17 protein-coding genes are annotated in these 18,658 nt (G+C 62.2%); 5 read left to right on the plus strand and 12 right to left on the minus strand.

The genetic code is table 11. The features are described from left to right. Positions 1-53 precede the first annotated feature (53 nt). Entirely contained in the window at positions 54-278 is a 225-nt protein-coding gene (gene csrA, locus Thiofri_RS17355; RefSeq protein ID WP_009147621.1) for a carbon storage regulator CsrA, read from the plus strand. Between the two features lie 205 nt (positions 279-483). Next, complete coding sequence (serB, locus tag Thiofri_RS17360) at positions 484-1,758, plus strand: phosphoserine phosphatase SerB (protein ID WP_009147620.1); 1,275 nt, start codon at positions 484-486, stop codon at positions 1,756-1,758. 114 nt (positions 1,759-1,872) lie between these two features. On the opposite strand, the gene Thiofri_RS17365 is transcribed toward serB, so the two are convergent. From Thiofri_RS17365 to Thiofri_RS17410, 10 genes are all read right to left on the minus strand, one after another. Beyond that, on the minus strand, positions 1,873-2,583 hold the full coding sequence (locus tag Thiofri_RS17365; protein ID WP_009147619.1) for a CDP-alcohol phosphatidyltransferase family protein: 711 nt from the start codon (positions 2,581-2,583) through the stop codon (positions 1,873-1,875). 3 nt (positions 2,584-2,586) lie between these two features. After that, a complete protein-coding gene (gene leuB / locus Thiofri_RS17370) occupies positions 2,587-3,672 on the minus strand; it encodes a 3-isopropylmalate dehydrogenase (protein ID WP_009147618.1) in 1,086 nt (361 codons plus the stop codon). 71 nt (positions 3,673-3,743) lie between these two features. After that, a complete protein-coding gene (locus tag Thiofri_RS17375; RefSeq protein WP_009147617.1) occupies positions 3,744-4,349 on the minus strand; it encodes a Uma2 family endonuclease in 606 nt (201 codons plus the stop codon). A gap of 15 nt (positions 4,350-4,364) precedes the next feature. Further along, positions 4,365-5,003: a 3-isopropylmalate dehydratase small subunit gene (leuD, locus tag Thiofri_RS17380; protein WP_040855338.1), complete on the minus strand. Its 639-nt coding sequence runs from the start codon at positions 5,001-5,003 to the stop codon at positions 4,365-4,367. 9 nt (positions 5,004-5,012) lie between these two features. Beyond that, positions 5,013-6,443, minus strand: coding sequence for a 3-isopropylmalate dehydratase large subunit (leuC, locus tag Thiofri_RS17385; protein ID WP_009147615.1), 1,431 nt, complete (start codon positions 6,441-6,443; stop codon positions 5,013-5,015). 155 nt (positions 6,444-6,598) lie between these two features. Further along, on the minus strand, positions 6,599-8,116 hold the full coding sequence (locus tag Thiofri_RS17390) for a glycogen synthase (protein WP_009147614.1): 1,518 nt from the start codon (positions 8,114-8,116) through the stop codon (positions 6,599-6,601). A gap of 61 nt (positions 8,117-8,177) precedes the next feature. Continuing rightward, complete coding sequence (locus Thiofri_RS17395) at positions 8,178-9,200, minus strand: hypothetical protein (protein ID WP_143741806.1); 1,023 nt, start codon at positions 9,198-9,200, stop codon at positions 8,178-8,180. 186 nt (positions 9,201-9,386) lie between these two features. Further along, complete coding sequence (locus Thiofri_RS17400; protein ID WP_009147612.1) at positions 9,387-10,526, minus strand: MFS transporter; 1,140 nt, start codon at positions 10,524-10,526, stop codon at positions 9,387-9,389. Continuing rightward, complete coding sequence (gene aroC / locus Thiofri_RS17405) at positions 10,526-11,635, minus strand: chorismate synthase (RefSeq protein WP_009147611.1); 1,110 nt, start codon at positions 11,633-11,635, stop codon at positions 10,526-10,528. The genes Thiofri_RS17400 and aroC overlap by 1 nt, the downstream gene beginning before the upstream one ends. A 234-nt stretch (positions 11,636-11,869) precedes the next feature. After that, complete coding sequence (locus tag Thiofri_RS17410) at positions 11,870-13,291, minus strand: TolC family outer membrane protein (protein WP_009147610.1); 1,422 nt, start codon at positions 13,289-13,291, stop codon at positions 11,870-11,872. A gap of 273 nt (positions 13,292-13,564) precedes the next feature. Between Thiofri_RS17410 and Thiofri_RS17415 the strand changes: the two genes are divergently transcribed. Both Thiofri_RS17415 and Thiofri_RS17420 read left to right on the plus strand, forming a co-directional pair. After that, positions 13,565-13,942, plus strand: coding sequence for an Mth938-like domain-containing protein (locus Thiofri_RS17415; protein WP_009147609.1), 378 nt, complete (start codon positions 13,565-13,567; stop codon positions 13,940-13,942). Between the two features lie 161 nt (positions 13,943-14,103). Beyond that, positions 14,104-14,814, plus strand: a complete 711-nt coding sequence (locus tag Thiofri_RS17420; protein WP_009147608.1) for a hypothetical protein — start codon at positions 14,104-14,106, stop codon at positions 14,812-14,814. On the opposite strand, the gene Thiofri_RS17425 is transcribed toward Thiofri_RS17420, so the two are convergent. Beyond that, the gene (locus tag Thiofri_RS17425; protein WP_009147607.1) at positions 14,773-16,623 is read right to left on the minus strand and encodes an RNB domain-containing ribonuclease; all 1,851 of its coding nucleotides are present in this window, start codon (positions 16,621-16,623) and stop codon (positions 14,773-14,775) included. The genes Thiofri_RS17420 and Thiofri_RS17425 overlap by 42 nt on opposite strands. A gap of 269 nt (positions 16,624-16,892) precedes the next feature. Here Thiofri_RS17425 and ygfZ point away from each other — a divergent pair, with 269 nt between their 5' ends. Continuing rightward, positions 16,893-17,927, plus strand: a complete 1,035-nt coding sequence (gene ygfZ, locus Thiofri_RS17430) for a CAF17-like 4Fe-4S cluster assembly/insertion protein YgfZ (RefSeq protein ID WP_009147606.1) — start codon at positions 16,893-16,895, stop codon at positions 17,925-17,927. 37 nt (positions 17,928-17,964) lie between these two features. On the opposite strand, the gene Thiofri_RS17435 is transcribed toward ygfZ, so the two are convergent. Then, complete coding sequence (locus Thiofri_RS17435; RefSeq protein WP_009147605.1) at positions 17,965-18,606, minus strand: thiol:disulfide interchange protein DsbA/DsbL; 642 nt, start codon at positions 18,604-18,606, stop codon at positions 17,965-17,967. Between the last annotated feature and the right edge of the window lie 52 nt (positions 18,607-18,658).

Here is an 18,658-nt window from a genome sequence, read left to right on the forward strand (position 1 = left end):
CCGGAAGACAGGGATCGCACCGCAAATAAAAGGGAAAACAGGGAGATACAACAATGCTGATATTGACCCGCCGGGTCGGCGAAACGCTTATGATCGGTGACGAGGTCACAGTGACCGTCCTGGGCGTCAAAGGCAATCAGGTTCGCATCGGCGTCAACGCCCCCAGAGATGTCGCGGTGCATCGCGAGGAAATCTACGAACGCATCAAGCGCGAGCAGACACCTTCGACGGACGCCCCCACCGACTCCGACCAAGCGGAGTTTTTACCCGAGAGCTAGGATCGCTGCGCCCTCTGCGGGCATCTCCACAAAACATTCGCTGATCAACTCACGCCCGCGCGGCCGATGTCTCGCCGCCGCGCGGACGATTGAGCTTGTTTCCTCTCTCAGGGTTCGGGGCCAAGCGGTGCAGAGCGCTCTGGGATAGGCATTGATATGCGGACTCCGCGCCAACCCGCAATCTCCCCCTAGCGACACATCCACCATGCAAGAAGTCGTTCTGATCGAGGTCACCGGGCGCGACCGCCCCGGCATTACCATGACCCTGACTCAAGCCCTGGCGCGCGACCAGGTGCGTATTCTCGACATTGGCCAGTCGGTTATTCACAACACCCTGGCGCTCGGCATCCTGGTCGAGTTGCCCACCGACAGCGGCGGCTGTCAGGTATTTCGCGAACTGCTGTTCGCTGCCCATCGCCTGGGACTGGATGCGCGCTTCACCCCGATTGAATCCGACGCCTACGAAGACTGGGTGCGCGAGCAGGGCCAGCCGCGTCACATCCTGACCCTGCTTGGCGCCGTGATCAATGCCGAGCACATCGCCCAAGTCGCTGCCGTGGTCAGCCGTCACGGGCTCAATATCGATCAAATTACCCGTCTATCGGGGCGCATTTCCCAGCGCCCGGAAGCTGCGCACCATAGCCAAGCCGCACCCGGAACCCGCCCCGCCTGCGTGGAGCTTTGGCTGCGCGGTCCAGTGCCGGACATCTCCGCCCTGCATGCCAGCTTTCTGCAACTCGGCAGCCAACTTGATGTCGACATTGCCATTCAGGAAGACGACATCTTCCGCCGCAACCGCCGGCTGGTGTGCTTCGACATGGACTCTACCCTGATCCAGACCGAAGTCATCGACGAGCTGGCCACCGCTGCCGGAGTTGGCCAACAGGTTGCCGCCATCACTGAACGAGCCATGCGCGGGGAGTTGGATTTCGGCGCCAGCTTTCGCGAACGCGTCGCCCTGCTTAAGGGACTGGAAGAATCCGTGCTGGCCGGAATCGCTGCGCGTCTGCCGATCACCCCAGGTGCGGAGCGGCTGATCCAGAGTTTAAAAGCGCTTGGCTATCGCATCGCCATCCTCTCCGGCGGCTTTACCTATTTCGCCGAGCATCTCAAGCAGCGCCTCGGCATCGACATCGTCCATGCCAACCCGCTTGATAGTAAGGACGGCCGCCTGACCGGCGAAGTCACCGCCCCCATCGTCGATGGCGCGCGCAAAGCGCAACTCCTGCGCGAGATAGCAACGCAGGAAGGCATCCGCTTGGAGCAAGTCATCGCCGTCGGCGACGGCGCCAACGACCTACCCATGCTCGCCATCGCCGGCCTCGGCATCGCCTTTCATGCCAAACCGCTCGTCAAGGAACAGGCCAGACACTCGCTGGCCGCCGTTGGGCTTGATGGCATTCTCTACCTGCTCGGCATGCGCGACCGGGATCTAGAACACCTGAGCGTGAAACAGCAGCTTTCTGCCGAGACCCTTTGAGATTTCGGCCCAAAACCGAAAGTCAGCTTGCGATTGGTACATCCTCCGCAAAGCCCAGGACCATGGACCTTAGCCGCTAGAGTCGAACACCACCCAAGGTCGCCACCCGGCAGATCAGGAGGGTGCAGAGCCCTTGCTTTGCGAAGCAAGCCAGGAGCGCGCGCATTCCCACAGCCGATAACTCCAGTCAAGCGTCTTAAGCAGCGTGACCAGCACCACCGCGAGCACCGGCGCATGCAGGAGCAGACATAGGCTGACCAGGGCATAGAGGGTGAAGATGTCGAACCCAGGCATCAGTCCGCGATCCATGAACCACTTTTTCCAACGGCTGCGGACCAGCGGATAACGGCGCGCGCAGGGCGTGATGACCCAGGCAACTAGGGCCAGGTCAAGATAGAGGGTCGCCAGCATGGCTAGACCAAGCCAGGCCGGCACATGGGCCACCACCACCAGGACGACAAAAAGCACAAAGCGCACCAGTTGATCGCTGAGCTGATCGAGCCGATGGCCGATGGTGCTACAGCACTGGTGGTAACGGGCCAGGTTGCCATCGACGCCGTCGAGCAGATGGTGGAGCTGAAGCAGCACTGCGGCGGCGACAAACCAATGCGCCGCCAGTGCCCCGGCGGCGGCCAGGCCGGCGGCGGCGGAGAGCGCAGTTGCCTGGTTGGGCGAGAAACCGAGACGATCCGCCGCCCAGGTCAGCAGGGTGTCGAGCCGATGGGCGTAGTAGCGGTTGATCGGATATTCATAAGGGCGACGCGGCTCGGGATGGTAGCGCGCATCCAGGCGCGCATAGCCATCGCGGAGCCGCTGCCAGAGCATGGCTTAGCGCGCCTCGCGCAGCGCGGCCACGACGGCATCGCCCATCGCGGCGGTGCCGACCGTGGTGGCGCCGGGCGAGGCCAAATCAGCACTGCGCAGGCCTTGATCCAGGACCTTCTCAACGGCCTTTTCAATACGCTCTGCCTGTTCGGGTGCGGCGAGCGAATAGCGCAGCATCATGGCCACCGACAGGATGGTGGCGAGCGGATTGGCAACGCCCTTGCCGGCGATGTCGGGCGCGGAGCCATGGATGGGTTCATACATCCCCTGCCCGCTCTCGTTCAGCGCCGCCGAGGGCAGCATGCCGATGGAGCCGGTCAGCATGGCCGCGCAGTCGGACAGGATGTCGCCGAACATATTGGTGGTGACCATCACGTCGAACTGCTTGGGCGCGCGCACCAGTTGCATGGCGGCGTTGTCGACGTACATGTGGCTCAGCTCGACCTCGGGGTAATCCTGGCCGACTTGGGTGGCCACCTCGCGCCACAACTCGGTGGCTTCCAGCACATTGGCCTTGTCGACCGAGCAGACGCGCTTGTTGCGCTTCATCGCGATATCGAAGGCAACGCGGCAGATGCGCTCGATCTCAGACTCGCTATAGACCAGGGTATTGAATCCACGGCGCTCGCCAGAGTCCAGGGTCTCGACCCCGCGCGGCTGGCCGAAATAGATGCCACCGGTCAGCTCGCGGATAATCATCAGGTCCAGCCCGGCGACAACATCGGGCTTGAGCGTGGAGGCAGCGGCGAGCTGCGGATACAAGATGGCTGGGCGCAGATTGGCGAACAGCCCCAGACCCGCGCGCAGGCCAAGCAGACCCTTTTCCGGGCGCACGGCAATCGGCAACGGCTCCCATTTAGCGCCACCGACAGCACCGAGTAGCACAGCATCCGCGGCCTTGGCCTGGTTCAGCGTCTCCTCGGGTAACGGCGAGCCGGTGGCATCATAGGCACAGCCACCAACCAGGGCCTGCTGCATCTCGATGGCGAGGCCGAAGTCATCGCGCAGGCATTCGAGCACTTTCACCGCTTCGGCGATGATTTCCGGGCCAATGCCATCACCCGGCAAAATCAAAATGGTCTTGGACAAAGGATGGTTTCTCCGTTCGGTTCAGGTCGCGTTGGGCCAGATCGGGCCAAATCGGGTCAGGTCGGGTCGAATCAGGCCGGGGTCGAGTCGGGCATGTCCGGGAGCCGGACATCTTCATAGAGATCGGCGAGCCGCAGCTCGCAGCTTACCGGCGGGCAGTCGATTAGGATTCGCGCATCCGGGGCGTTCAGGCGCTGATGCACCCAACCGCCACTCGATGTGGCTGAGGCATCCCGCCGCCAGTGTTCCACCAGCAGGCGATCCTGAGCAATGATCAAATAATGGCGCAACGACTCAAGCTGACGGTAACCAAGCAATTTTTCCCGTCTGTCGATGTGTTGCGTACTCGCAGACAGCACCTCGGCAATCAAGCAAGGAGCTGATTTCACAGTCGCTTGGGAGTCATAGCCCTCGCAGCTCAGCATCACATCCGGATAGTAATAAGCCTCTTGCGCCGGTACCGAGACCTTCATGTCGTTGATGAAAAGCCCGCATGCTTTGCCGCGTGTCGCGTTGCGGAGGTGAAAAAACAAATTTCCCGCCACCCGATTATGTGCCTCGCTCGCGCCGGTCATCGCGAAGACCTGGCCAGCGACATACTCGTGTTTCACCTCGCTGACGCATTCTCCGTCTAAGTACTCCTCCACGCTAATTAGACGCTCTTCCGCTGCCAGCATGTCAGCCTCCCGCCATCAGGCGAATAGCCAGGGCGCCTCGGTGGCGCGGCGTTGTTCATAGGCGGCGATGGCATCGGCATGTTCCAGCGTCAGGCCGATGTCGTCCAGGCCGTGGATCAGGCAGTGGTGATGGTGGGGGTCGATGTCGATTTCGATGTGCGCGCGACCATCTGGGCTGAGCTTGAGGTTGTGCAGATCGACATCGATGGTCAAAGGTGCATCACCACTGGCCAGGGTGAAGAGTTCATCAATCAGCGCCTCGTCGAGCACCACCGGCAGGATGCCGTTTTTGGTCGCATTTTGATGAAAGATGTCGGCAAAGCTCGGCGCGATCAGCACCCGAAAGCCATAATCAGCCAGCGCCCAAGGGGCGTGCTCACGCGAGGAACCGCAGCCGAAGTTACGGCGTGCAAGCAGGATTTTTGCGCCCTGATAGCGCGGATCATTCAACACGAAGTCCGGATTGATAGGCCGGTTGGTGCAGTCCATTCCTGGCTCACCGTGATCAAGATAGCGCCATTCATCGAACAGATAGGGGCCGAAGCCGGTGCGCTGAATAGACTTCAGGAACTGTTTGGGGATGATGGCATCGGTATCGACATTGGCCCGGTCGAGCGGCACCACGACGCTGCTGAAATTCTCAAAAGGCTGCATGGGCATGGCTTAGACCTCCCGCACGTCGACAAAATGACCATGAACGGCCGCCGCTGCCGCCATGGCCGGACTGACCAGATGGGTGCGACCGCCCGGCCCTTGCCGGCCCTCAAAGTTGCGGTTACTGGTGGATGCGCAGCGCTCGCCTGGCTCCAGGCGGTCGGCATTCATCGCCAGGCACATGGAGCAGCCCGGCTCGCGCCATTCAAAGCCAGCGTCGATGAAAATTCGATCCAGCCCCTCGGCCTCCGCCTGCTCCTTAACCAGCCCGGAGCCTGGCACCACCAGCGCTTGCTTGACAGAAGCCGCCACCCGTTTGCCTTTGGCGACCTCGGCTGCGGCGCGCAGATCCTCGATGCGACCATTGGTGCAGGAACCGATGAAGACCTTATCCAAAGCAATGTCGCTGATCGCCGCGCCCGGTTCAAGGCCCATGTAGGCGAGCGCATGGCGATAACTGCCAGCCTTGACCGGATCGGCGATCTCGGCCGGATCAGGCACTGTCGCGTCCACCGGCACCACCATCTCGGGCGAGGTGCCCCAGGTGACCTGCGGGCGGATGCTGGCAGCGTCCAGATGCACCACCCGGTCATACTCGGCACCGGGATCGGAATTCAGGCTTAGCCAGTAGGCCGCCGCCTGCTCGAATGCCGCGCCCTGGGGCGCCATGGGCCGTCCGCGCAGGTAATCGACGGTTTTCTGATCAATGCCAATGAGTCCCGCACGCGCGCCGGCCTCGATCGCCATGTTGCAGACCGTCATCCGCCCTTCCATGCTGAGCGCTTCGATGGCATCGCCGGCGTATTCGATCACATGACCGGTGCCCCCGGCAGTGCCAATCTCGCCGATGACGGCCAGCACGATGTCCTTGGCCGTCACGCCGGCACCCAGCACCCCATCGACGCGAACCAGCATGGACTTGGATTTTTTCTGCGTCAGGCACTGGGTGGCCAGCACATGCTCGACCTCCGAAGTGCCGACGCCAAAGGACAGCGCACCGAAAGCGCCATGGGTAGAGGTGTGGCTATCGCCGCAAACAATGGTCATGCCGGGCTGGGTGAAGCCCTGCTCGGGGCCGATCACATGCACGACGCCCTGGCGCTTGTCCGCCATGTCGAACAGCGGGATACCGAACTCGTGGCAGTTGTTGATCAGCGTCTCGACCTGAATGCGCGAGACCGGATCGACAATGCCGAGGTGCCGATCAAGCGTTGGCACATTGTGATCCGGCACCGCCAGATTGGCCTCGGGCCGGCGCGGTTTCCGGCCAGCCAGGCGCAGCCCTTCAAAGGCCTGCGGCGAGGTGACTTCATGCACCAACTGCCGGTCGATGTATAAAAGCGCCGTGGCATTTGATGACTCGGAAGCCGATGCCACCGAGTCATCGACGCGCACCAGATGCGCGTCCCAAATCTTGTCGTAGAGCGTCCTCGGACTCATGCGCTGCCATCCTCAACAGAAAAGAATGTCGCAGGATAAGCGCGAGCGGCAAAGCTTGGCAAACTGGCATGCCAATCGCAAACTGGTTTTCAGAAAACAGAAAACGCATTTGCTACAGGGATCAGCCAATCGTCAAGGCAGGACGCGACCAAAAGCTACTTGATCGCACCATCGCCAAGCAACCAGCGATATATCTCCAAATAGTCGCGCGCCGGTCTCGTCCAGGAGTGCTCAGCAGCCATGCCATTGGCCCGCAAGCGGTCAAACTGCTCGGGATGGTCCGACCAGAGCCCAAGCGCGCGCTCAAGCGCGAACTCGAGATCAAAAGGGCACGAATTATCGAAAACAAAACCATTGCGCTGTTCCAACGGTTTCCCGCAGAAATTGGCATCGAACACCGTATCCGCCAGCCCCCCGACCCGGCTCACCACCGGCACACAGCCATAGCGCATGGCGATGAGCTGCGTCAGCCCGCAGGGCTCATAGAGGCTTGGCACCAGCATTAAATCCGCCCCGGCGTATATCTGGTGCGCCAGTTCCTCGTCATAGCCAAGCGTCAGATGACAGTCGGGGTTGGCCGAATAATGATCGCGCAACTGCTCAAAGCGCGTCTGGATTTGCGGCTCCTGCGCACTGCCGAGCAAAACGCACTGGCCTTTCTTTTCCATAGTGTAGACCATTGCATGAGAAATGAGGTCCACACCTTTCTGCCGGTCGAGCCGACTAACGATAGCCACCAGGGGCTTATTAGCCGCTTGCAGCCCCAAACGCATGCGTAAAGCGGCGGTATTGGCAGCTTTCAGCGCAAGGCTGTCGGCATTGAACGACTGCGCGATAAAGGGATCGGTCTGCGGATTCCAGCTCTCCCAATCGATGCCGTTCAGCACCCCGGCAAAGCGCCCCTGAGCCTGTTTGGCGGCCAGCACCCCTTGCAGACCCATGCCTTGCTCGGTACGCAGCACCTCCCAGGCATAGCGCGGCGAGACCGTGGTAACGAAATTGGAAAATACGATGCCGCCCTGCATCAGGTTGGCACGGGGCATCAGCTTAGCGTCAACCGCACCGGCGCTGTCTGAAAGACGATCCGGCGTCATCAAACGCGCGGCATCCAACCCCGCGGCTGTCAACACCTGCGGCTCCACCCAGCCCTGATAACCCAGGTTATGCAGGGAATAGCACACCCGGACGCGATCCAGAACGCGCTTCGGGCCGCGCTGCGCGAAGTCTTCACGCAACAGCACAGGCACCAGGCCGGTCTGCCAATCGTTACAATGCAGAATGTCCGGCCAGCCGGCGGATTGATGCAGCCATTCGAGCGCCGCGCGGCAATAACAGGCAAAGCGCAGGGCGTCGTCCGGCTCGCCGTAGATGCGACCGCGTGCGAAAAAAGCCTCGCTCGACTGGGGGGCCAGAAACCGGCAACTCAGGCCATCGACCTGTCCCGACGAGACCCGACAGCGCAGCCGCTGCCCGGCAAAGTCGAACCACAGATCATCGCGCAGCACCTGGCGGTCAATGATGAGTTCGTGGCGCAGGCAGTCATAATCCGGCAGCAGGATCTCGACCTCAGTACCTGCGGCCAGCAAGGCACGCCCAAGCCCATGGACAAAATCCCCGAGCCCGCCCGCCTTGGCCACAGGCGCGCATTCAGCGGCAAGAAATGCGATGCGCATAGCCAATCTGCGAAATTGCGATTACCAAAACACCCATCCGGGCCATGCCGCAACCAGGGATTTAATCGGCATCTGCTGGCGCAACAGGCAGGGACTCAACCGGCAGGGATGGCAGGAGACGCAACAAAGCATGAATCAACTCAGGGTCGGTGATATCAAGATCGAACCCAAAACGCCCGCCCGGGCCGACGCGATAGCCATGCCCACCGAGATCGAGCACAGTACCTGGCGGCGCCTGACCGCTGATGCGCAACGCACCGCACAGGGTCATCCGCGCAGGCTCTCGCGGCGAGACCAGGGGGCCGCTGCCGGCGACCGGCCACTGCGACCGAGCGGCATCGGGCGCGGCCCCGGCAGCTCTTGCGGCCGCCGGAATGATCGCGGGGGCAGCTTGCAGGTCATTCCAGGGTGGCACGACCATGCTTGGTGGAGATGACGTTTCCCACACCGGAAAAGCCACATCGAAAGAGGGGCCGAACCCGGCAAGGTCTGCATCCAAAGGCGCTTGCAGTCCAGCCTCCGAACCGGTTTTGATATCCGATTGGCGATTCGGCTCGCCCATCGTCTCGGCAACCGGCATGATCAACTCAGCCAGCGCCTGGAGGCCAGTGGGCAGCGGCGCATTCGCTGCGCTCCAAAGAGCGGGCAGATCAACCCCCACCACAGACGGCAGCGCCAGCCGATTGGAGCGTGCCAGCATCAGCCAGCCACCATCGGGACTAGCCAATCCCAGTTCGGCCTGATACCAGGCGTCCGGCTCCAGTCCTACCAGCCCTAAGCGCCCATGCCGCACCGAGGCCACCGGCAGCAGGCTGGTGCTCGGCTCGTCCGCGCCAAGTTCGTTCCAGCGGCGCAAACGCACGCTTGGCGAGACCGCGCGCCGCGTCTCGGACCCAAAAGCGGCTGCGGCATCCTTTGCGTTCAGCGCCCTGAAACGCCAGCGCAACTCCAGTGCATCGCCGCTAGCGGGATAGAGCAGCAGAAAATCACGCTCACTGGCAAGCGCGAAGGATTCGGGCGCTGTGATCTGTGCCTCGCCAGTCAGCGCATCGTCAGTCGCACCTCTGGGCACAACTTTGGGCACAACTTTGGGCACAACTTTGGGCGCAACTCTGGTCCCAGCTGTGGCCTCACGCGAATGGGGAAACAATCGAGAAATCCGCTTGGCCTCCGGAAATCGCAGCGGCAAAAAAGCGCGCGAGCATGGGTGCTCACGGCACGGAATCGTGGCAGGAAATGCCTCGCATTTTAACACAAAACAGAGACATGCCTAAAAATGTCGCTCGCGATCAACAAACCAGAAGACACACAACCAGCCGCCAATGGCCGCCACAGATGCCAGCGCAAAGGTCGGCCCCGCACCCAGCGGTCCCCAGAGCTGACCGCCGAGCAAACTCCCGGCCCCGCCACCGGCGCCGAAGCTCAGGCTATTGTAAAGGGCCTGACCGCGCCCCTGAACCGACCCGGGGAAATAATGATGCACCAAATGAATGGCCGAGGCATGAAAGGCGCCAAAGGTCGCGGCATGCAGGCATTGAGCCAGTACCTGGACCAATAAGACCGGAGCAAGCCAGCCGATCAGATTCCAGCGCAGCACCCCCAGCGCCAGACTCGCCAGTAGGATGCGCCGCGCCCCGAAGCGCTCCAACAACCAGTGCATGCGCAGGAACAACAGTACCTCCGCCATCACCCCGAGGGCCCAGAGCGCACCGATCAAGGCGCTGCTGTAACCCGCTGCTTCCAGATGAATGGAATAGAAGGCGTAGTAAATCCCATGGCTGAACTGCATCAGAAAGCAGCTCAGCAGAAAAAAGGCAATCTCGTGGCGCATGAGCAGGCGGCGAATGGATGCCACCGGATGCGCATGATGGGCATGCCCGCAGTCCGGAACCAGCATGGCGCTCATCCAGACCGCCACAAAAAGCGCCAATACAATGCCGGGAATCACCCCGGTTCCACTCCGCCCGACCCACCAGCCGAGCCCGCCAACCACCAACACAAAGCCAACTGAACCCCACAGACGCACCTGTGAATAGCGATTAGCCGCCGCGCCCAGGTGATTAAAGGTAACCGACTCCACCTGCGGCAACGCAGCATTCCAGAAAAAGCTGAACACCAGCATCACCAGCGCCACCGACCAGAGGGAGTCGGACCAGAAAATACCGACGAAGGTCACGCAGGTCGCGAAGGCCGAGATCCGAACCAGGGGCATGCGCGCGCCAAAGTGATCCGCGAGCCAGCCCCACAGCATGGGCGCGACAAGCTTGGTACCCATCAAAATCGCCATCAACGCGCCAATGGCGGCGGCCGAAAAGCCATGGGATTGCAGGTAAGGCCCCCAAAAGGGGACTAGGGCACCGAGCGCGCCGAAATAGAACAGGTAGTAGGCCGACAGCCTCCAGTAAGGCATCACTCCTCAGAGGACGCCTGCGCGGGAACTGCCTCCAGCGGCGCCTTGACTCCGGCATTCTGCCCGCGATGGCGCAGCAAATGATCGGCCAGCACCAGCGCCAGCATGGCCTCGGCAATAGGGGTTGCGCGAATACCGACACAGGGGTCGTGCCGGCCCTTGGTGACAATCTCCACCGCCTGCCCGTTAAGATCGACGGTGCGCCCCGGCAACCGAATGCTCGAGGTCGGTTTCAGCGCAAGGCGCGCAACAATATCCTGCCCGGTCGAGATGCCGCCGATCACGCCGCCAGCGTGGTTGCTTAAAAAGCCCGCTGGCGTCATTTCATCGCGATGCGCGCTGCCCTTCTGGCTGACGCTGGCAAAACCGGCGCCGATCTCCACCCCTTTGACTGCATTAATGCTCATCAGCGCATGGGCAATATCGGCGTCCAGGCGGTCGAACACCGGCTCACCCAACCCCGGTGGCAGCCCCTCGGCCACCACTGTGATCTCGGCGCCAATGGAATCTCCTTCCTTGCGCAAGGCGTCCATGAAGTCCTCCAGCTCGGGTACCAGGCTGGCATCACCGCAGAAAAAGGGATTGGCGTGCACCTGCTCCCAGTCGAGCGCTTGCGGGCGCAGCGGCCCGAGCTGCGACAAATAACCGCGTACCCGCGCCCCGCACAAGTGCTTGAGCACCTGCTTGGCCACCGCACCCGCCGCCACCCTGGAGGCTGTCTCTCGCGCCGAGGAGCGACCGCCACCGCGATAATCGCGCTGGCCGTATTTCATGGTGTAGCTGTAGTCGGCGTGGCCGGGACGAAAGCGTTGGGAAATCTCGGAATAATCTTTGGAGCGCTGATCGAGATTCTCAATCAATAAGGCGATAGGCGTACCCGTGGTCAGCCCCTCGAAAACGCCTGAGAGAATGCGCACCTGGTCGGGTTCGCGCCTTTGGGTCGTGTGGCGCGACTGGCCCGGCGCGCGCCGATCGAGGTCAGGCTGCAAATCGGCCTCGGTCAGCGGAATACCGGGCGGACAGCCGTCGAGAATACCGCCGATTGCCGGGCCGTGGCTTTCGCCAAAGCTGGTAAAGACCAGGCTTCTGCCGATGCTGTTGCCAGACATGTTAAGAGGTGCCGCTAAAAATGGGGTGGGGGGATTTTTGCGACATCATGGACGACAGATGCCGAGCGCACATGTTCCGATGCGACCGCAAACAGGCGCGCAGGCCAATCAATTCGCGCCTCATGTTCATGGTCCGTGCCACCTTGGCGAAGAAACCCCTTGTTTCAGGGTAAAGGCTCATGGCCTCGATCACCCTGGAGGATGAATCCATGTAATTCAGGGCAAGGACCGGACCTAATAAGCCGGCGGCTGCACCAGGTCTTTCTGATTGAGCCAGGCATTGCCCATGGCCAACACCTCGCGATTCAGGGTGCTGGTGGCTTGATGCAGCAAAACGCCGTTGATAATGTAGTCATAGCGGGCCGAGAGATACTCGAACTCGGCCTGAAACAGATTCTGCTGCGCATTGAGCACATCGACCTGGGTCCGGGTGCCAACCTCAAGCCCGGCCTGGGTGGATTCGAGCGCGCTGCGCGCCGAAACAATGGCCGCTTGCCGAGCCTTCACATCGCTAATGCTTGAGAGAATGCCGCGAAAGGCATCATTGACCTGATTGATCACCGCCCGGCGCTGCTGGTCGAGCCGGTCCTGCGCGGCGCGGAAGTTATACCCGGCCTGGCGAGTACGCGAGGCCACGGCACCACCCTGGTAGATGGGCACCGTCAAGTTAAGGCCGACGTAGCCGGAATCGATATCGGAACCAAACTCGGCGCCAGAGCGCGTAATATCGTACCCAGCCTGCAAATCAACGCTCGGATAATAGGCCGAGCGTTCGACTTCAATGCCCTTGCGCGCGGACTCGGCGGCCTGCTGTGCGGCAATGACGTTGAAATTTCTTGCCAGCGCCGTTTCGGCCCAAGCGTTGATATCGTTGGGCTCAGGCGGCGCTAGGGGCAGTCTGTCGCCGAGCCGTGCAAGCGGCAAGGAAACCGGACCGATAATGCGTCGAAGCGCCTCCCACCTGTTGTCGAGCTCGTTCTTGGCGCTGATCAGATTGGCGCGCGAGCGGTCATAAGCGGCCTGACTTTCGTTGACATCGGTAATAGCAACCAGACCGACGTCGAAACGCTGCTGCGACTGCTCGAGTTGACGCGCGTTGGCGGTCTCCAGAGCCTTCTGCACGCGTACCGCGTCGTTTGCCCGCAGCACGTCGAAGTAGGCCTCGGTGGTGCGAACCATCAGATCGATTTGCGCGGCCTGATACTGGGCCTCGGCCTGGGCAATGGTATTGTCCGCCTGACTAAGCTGAACCCAGTTAGCGCGGTTGTAGACCGATTGGGACAGCTGGGCACCGGCGCCGGAGGTCTGGTAGGTGTCGGTCCCCGCCCCAAATCCGGACAAATTGCTATAGTTGTTTTCAGTCTTGACTTGGTTGTATTGCACATTTCCGCTTAGCGAGAAATTGGGCAACAGCAGAGCTTGCGCCTGGGGCTTGTTCTCGCGCGCAGCATAAAATGTCTGCTCCGATTCACGCAGCGTCGGGTCGCTATTGGTGGCAAGATCGTAGATCGTGAGCAAATCCGCCGCCTGCGCCCCCGGCAGGAGACACAACGCGCCGAGCAGCACGACACCGGAGACTTGGCGCGGGAACAGGCGGGCGCGCGCGAAACCAAAGAGTGAAGCGGCCGAACGGGCCGCCGTGATGGGTTTTGACATGTCAGTGTTGCTTCCCAAAAGCATCGGATCCAAGTCAGGATGGAGACTGATTACGGACAGTACATGGCCGTACAAAGCCCAGAAAAGCGCCTAGCATGACGCATCGCTACCCTACTGCGTGAGCGCTGTGTCATCACCAGGGCACCAGAGCGCGTCACCAGACTGTCCAGACTGACGGGCGGAGTAAACATAAAATGATACCTTGTCTCGATCAGCCTTGCATCGGCAGATTCACCCGGTCGCAGCCTGAGCGGCCGTATCATAGAGAGTGTTATGAAATTCTCCGAAATCCTTGACCCCAAAGCCCTGCGCATCGAAGCCTACGACGCGGATCATTTCCGCATCAGTGGGCAAGTTTTCGCCCATGCCGTCCTGCTGCTACCCCCGGCCGAGGTCCAGCCCTGGAGGTCAGGGCCGGCGAGCACCATCACCGGGGCTGACCTGGAACCCCTGTTCAATGCTCGCCCGCAGGTGATCCTTATTGGCACGGGCGCCAACCACTGCATGCCGCCGCCGTCACTGATGGCTGCCGCCACGGAACGCGGCATTGGCATCGAATGGATGCGAACCGGCGCCGCCTGTCGCACCTACAATCTGCTCGCAAGCGAAGGCCGCCGGGTGGCAACAGGCCTGCTTCTAGAGCACGACTGACTTGCCTGACGCGCATCGTTCCGATCACCCCGAACAATGAATCCATGTCATTCACGGCAGGGGTCGAGAGGGAACTTAGGAGAGAACTGGCAGCAATCCGCTACCGCTCACGCACAAGGCTCAGGCCGTTTTGACCCACATTCGCTTTCATCCTGCCAATCATGGACCGCAACATCATCCTGACTACCCTGGCCGCTGCCGTGCTAGGCATCGCTGGCCTGTGGCTGCTCCTGTCGCTGAATCCACCCGCGGAACCACCCGGCCCACCGCAGCTGCCCTGGAATGTCACGCGCTCTGCTGGGGACCACACGCAGGTCTTCGGACTGACGCTGGGCGAGAGCCGGCTTGCCGATCTGCGTGCGCTGCTCGCTGATCAGGGGAAACTCAGTCTCTTTGTTGGCGCCGATAGCGGAATGACCATGGAGGCATTCTTCGATGACATCGTCCTGAGCGGCCTCCGCGCCGACTGGGTTGCCAGCCTACAGATCCCCGCGGCGCAACTCGATGCGATCTATCAACGCGGCCTGCGTATCACCAGCCTCGGCGATGGCAAGCGCAGGGTCAGCCTGGCCCCCGAGGATGCCGCGCGGCTGACCGAGGCACCCCTGCACCGCCTCACCTACCTGCCGTGGAAGCGGCTCGAGCCGCGCGATATCGCCGGCAACTTTGGCGAGCCCTCGGAGCGCATCGCCGAGAAGACCGGCGTCCAGCACTGGCTTTATCCGGACCTTGGCATGGACATCGCGCGCGATCCCGAGGGTGCCGTTGTCATCCAGTATCTCAACCCAAAAGACTTTCACACCGCTCGCACCCGGCTGCTCCAGGCTGCATCAACCGCCGAAGAGCCGGAAGCGCCCATCGAGCTCAGGTAAGTCCACGGACGCAAGAGTCATATTCACGTCGGCATCGAGTGACAGCTCCGACTTGGCGCGCAGCCGGGTCTCGAACGCCAGTTCCGGAATCAACACCACCGTGCGCCGCTCCTCCTGCGCCACCACCACGCCCCGCCCGCGCCAGCCGGGATTCGCTTGCAGGTACACAAGCTTCCAGTGCTGATTGGACAGGCGCTCGGCCTTGCGCACTGCGGCTCCGGCCACCTCGGCCTGACTGGCGCGCGCGGCGACCTCGCTGGCATCCAGCACCGGCTCACCGCGCAGATGCGCCCGCAACTGCTGATGCACCAGCAAATCGGCATAGCGGCGCAGCGGGCTGGTGGCGCGCGCATAAAGCGGCAGGCCCAGGCCGCCATGCGCACCGGGCTCCACCGCCATCCGCGTGGGCTTAAAACAGCGCCGATAGGCGTACATGCCAGACAGCGTCTCCGGCTGCTCGATGCGCTCCGGCGGCGGCTGCACGGCAAAGGGGATGGCAAGCGCGCGATCCTGGCAAAAGCGCGCTGCGGCCTCGCCGGCCATCAGCATGGCGTCGGTGACCAAATCGCGCGCGGCCAAGCGTTCGATCGGCTCGATTGCCACTTGGCCGTCGCGCAACCGCACACTGACCTCCGGCAGATCGATACGGGCGGACTGATTGGCCGCACGCCGGGCGCGGAAGCGCTCGGCGATTTGCATGAGCGACGCGAAGGGCTGTTCCTCCAACCGCTGCTCAGCCTCGGCGTAGCTCAGGCGCTCAACCCGCACCCAGCTCGGATGAATTTCGATATCGGCCAGCTCGCCTTCCTCGGTGCAGCGAAAGCCGAAGGACAGGGCCGGGGAGACCTCTTGCAGACCCACACCGAGCGCTGCGGTCGCCGCCTCTGGCAGCATGGTCACCGCCCCTTCTGGCAAGTACAGCGTGGCCCCGCGCGCGCGCGCCTCGAGGTCGAGTTCCGAGCCTGGCGCCACCAAGGCGGCCACATCGGCCACATGCACCCAGATGCGTTCGCCATCCAGGCTGATGGCATCGTCCGGGTCCTGATTGCCAGCGTCATCAATCGCGAAAGCCGGCAGGCCTGTCAGATCCAGGCGTGATTCCTCGACCAACTCGGGCAGCGCCAACTCGGGTGCCGCGAGCGCCACGCCGAAGCGTCGCGGATGCGGATTATGCTCGGGCGGCCAATGCCCAATGCGCAGCAGGAATTCATGCGCCTTCGCCGGCTGCTCAGCCACATTGAAGTGTTTAAGAATGCGCGAGTGCTCGCTCTGCTGATAGGCCACACGCTCGACCTCGCGCAGGCGCTCGGCATCCTCTGGGGCCAGCGCGCGCTGCTCGACGCGAGCAACGAAATCCGTCCAGTCCTGCTCAGCGCGCGCCTTTGCCTCGCGCTGCTCGCGCTCCTCGGCAATCGCCTCGGCCGAGCGCGGGTGGATCGCATCGGGCGCGCCCTCGAACAGCACGCCTTCCATGACCAACTGCCAGGTCGCCCAGACAGCCGCAGGGGAGGACTCGCCATGAATCAGCTCGGCCAAATCGGCCAGGGTGGTGGTCTCGCCATCGAGCAACTCCCAGGCCTCCTCGACACTCCCGCCATCACCGGCCAGTTCGCCAAGCCCATTGGTAAGATCAGCAAGCCGGCGCAGCGGGCCCGGATGCAGCATCACCACGTCTTTGGGGCGCACGCGCTTGGTCTGACTGCCTTCGAGCTCGATCTCGATTTTGTCGTCGAGCGCGCTGACCCGCGCCGGGCGGGACTTGTAGAGCACCAGCGCATCGACGCGCGGGCTGCCTTGATGAATGGACAAGATGAAGCTATCTCCCAGAGAATGGCGCAGCAAGAATGGCAGTCGCGATGGTGGCGACCAGGCGCGGGGCGCAATCCGCTCACACTACCCCAGTCAGCCCAGGGCAGTCATCTTTAGCGTGCAATATACCAATCGCAAATGATTTTCGGGTTTGGGCCGAAATCTGAAAGGGTTTCGGTATGGCAGCTTCATGCTCTGGGGTGGCCGGAGCCATGACGGTTAAGAATCATGCCCGTGCGAGACGGGCCTCAGCAGACAGGCATTCGCTCATGAACACCCAGTGGCAGAGTTTTATCACAGCGCATGGCGGAACCCTCGACGCCTCCACCAAGGTACGTTTTCCCGACATGCCCATCGAGGCCGAGTGCGCGCTCTGCGCCCTGGGCGAACTTGGCGTGATTGCGATCGATGGCGCCGAGGCGACCGATTTTCTGCAGGCGCAGCTCAGTAACGACCTGCGCGAACTCTCCGACACCCATGCGCAGCTCAGCAGCCACTGCAACGCCAAGGGACGCATGTTGGCCAATTTCCGCGTACTGCGCCAGGGCAAGGGCTACCGTTTGATTCTGCCGCGCGAGCAGATCGCCGCCGTGCTGCCACGGCTAAAAATGTTCGTGCTGCGCGCGCAAGTCGACCTCGTTGATTTGAGCGACGAAATTGTCTGCCTTGGCCTGATCGGCGCATGCATGAGTCCGCTGCTGACAGACCGCTTCGGTTCACTGCCCGACAGCGACAATGGCCTGGTCCGCCAAGGGGATGAGTGCCTGATTCGCATCGCCGGCCCGATCCCGCGCTGGCTGTTTGTCGGCCCGCCCTCTGCGGCCGAGAGCCTGTGGCAGCAGGCGCGGGAAAAGGACGCGGCCCTGGCCGGCGGCGACCTCTGGTCCCTGCACGACATCCGCGCCGCCATTCCCACCATCACGGCCGCCACCCGCGCGCTTTTCGTGCCCCAGATGACCAATATGCACCTGATTGATGGCGTGAGCTTCCACAAAGGCTGCTACACGGGCCAGGAAGTAGTCGCGCGCATGCAATACCTCGGCAAGCTCAAACGGCGCATGTATCTCAGCGAGGTCGCACTTGACCAGCCTCCCGCCCCCGGCAGCCTTCTCGACTCCGCCGGCAGCCAGTCTGGTCAGGGGGCGGGTGCGGTCGTGGATGCCAGGCTCAACGCCGCTGGCCACTGCGAGCTGCTCGCGGTGGCAGAAATCGCCGCCGTCGAACGCAATGACCTAAGGCTGGCGGAGACCGGCACGCCGCTAAAATTGCAGCCACCCCCTTACGGCTTTCCGCAGGAGGTTTGAGCCATCTTCCGCCATCTCAAAGCCAGCGGGGCCTCGCTTATTGGTCGAGTTCCTGCACGATCAGCGCATCGATCACCTCGAAGGTGCGCTCCCGGCTGCCGGCCTGGCTCGGGCTAGTGACATAGGCGCCGTTGACCACCAGCGTGGGAACGCTGGTAATACCAAAACGGGTGGCGAAATCGGCCGATTTGCGCACCTGCATATCGACCGGAAAGGACATATAAGCCGCGCGAAAGGCGTCCTCATCAATGCCCTGTTCGGCGGCAAAGGCGATCAACTCCTCATCGCTGAACAAGGGCCGGCGTTCCTCCTGCAGTGCCTTGAATAATGGCTCGTGCAATTGCTCAAGCGCGCCGATCTGCTCGGCGGCAAAAAAGGCCTTGGCATGATTGACCCAGCGCACTGAATTGGCTGCCGGAACACGGCGGAATTTCACCTGTTCGGGCTGCCGGGCCAGCCATTGCTTGAGATCCGGCTCCAGATGATAGCAATGCGGACAGCCGTACCAGAAGAACTCCAGCACCTCCATGCTGCCATCCTCCTCCCCTGCCGGCTCAAACCACTGTGGCTGCTCAACCGCAAGGTAATCGACACCCTCTTCGATGTCGCTTGCGTATGCCAGGCCCAGAGTGGAACCGATCAGCATCAATAGCAGTAGGGGTAGACGAAAACCAGACATGAGCAGTTTCCTCTCTGCGGATAATTCTTCTTGAGCGAAGGTTGCCGCGCAC

The sequence above is a fragment of the Thiorhodovibrio frisius genome, assembly GCF_033954835.1.
Lineage (GTDB): Bacteria > Pseudomonadota > Gammaproteobacteria > Chromatiales > Chromatiaceae > Thiorhodovibrio > Thiorhodovibrio frisius.

Coding starts and splice junctions, on each gene's coding strand:
- Thiofri_RS17420 (WP_009147608.1), top strand. CDS start 14,104: ATGGACCGCAACATCATCCTGACTACCCTGGCCGCTGCCGTGCTAGGC.
- leuD (WP_040855338.1), bottom strand. CDS start 5,003: ATGCAGCCTTTTGAGAATTTCAGCAGCGTCGTGGTGCCGCTCGACCGG.
- Thiofri_RS17435 (WP_009147605.1), bottom strand. CDS start 18,606: ATGTCTGGTTTTCGTCTACCCCTACTGCTATTGATGCTGATCGGTTCC.
- Thiofri_RS17400 (WP_009147612.1), bottom strand. CDS start 10,526: ATGCCTTACTGGAGGCTGTCGGCCTACTACCTGTTCTATTTCGGCGCG.
- aroC (WP_009147611.1), bottom strand. CDS start 11,635: ATGTCTGGCAACAGCATCGGCAGAAGCCTGGTCTTTACCAGCTTTGGC.
- leuC (WP_009147615.1), bottom strand. CDS start 6,443: ATGAGTCCGAGGACGCTCTACGACAAGATTTGGGACGCGCATCTGGTG.
- csrA (WP_009147621.1), top strand. CDS start 54: ATGCTGATATTGACCCGCCGGGTCGGCGAAACGCTTATGATCGGTGAC.
- Thiofri_RS17415 (WP_009147609.1), top strand. CDS start 13,565: ATGAAATTCTCCGAAATCCTTGACCCCAAAGCCCTGCGCATCGAAGCC.
- Thiofri_RS17375 (WP_009147617.1), bottom strand. CDS start 4,349: ATGCTGGCAGCGGAAGAGCGTCTAATTAGCGTGGAGGAGTACTTAGAC.
- Thiofri_RS17390 (WP_009147614.1), bottom strand. CDS start 8,116: ATGCGCATCGCATTTCTTGCCGCTGAATGCGCGCCTGTGGCCAAGGCG.
- Thiofri_RS17365 (WP_009147619.1), bottom strand. CDS start 2,583: ATGCTCTGGCAGCGGCTCCGCGATGGCTATGCGCGCCTGGATGCGCGC.
- ygfZ (WP_009147606.1), top strand. CDS start 16,893: ATGAACACCCAGTGGCAGAGTTTTATCACAGCGCATGGCGGAACCCTC.
- Thiofri_RS17410 (WP_009147610.1), bottom strand. CDS start 13,291: ATGTCAAAACCCATCACGGCGGCCCGTTCGGCCGCTTCACTCTTTGGT.
- serB (WP_009147620.1), top strand. CDS start 484: ATGCAAGAAGTCGTTCTGATCGAGGTCACCGGGCGCGACCGCCCCGGC.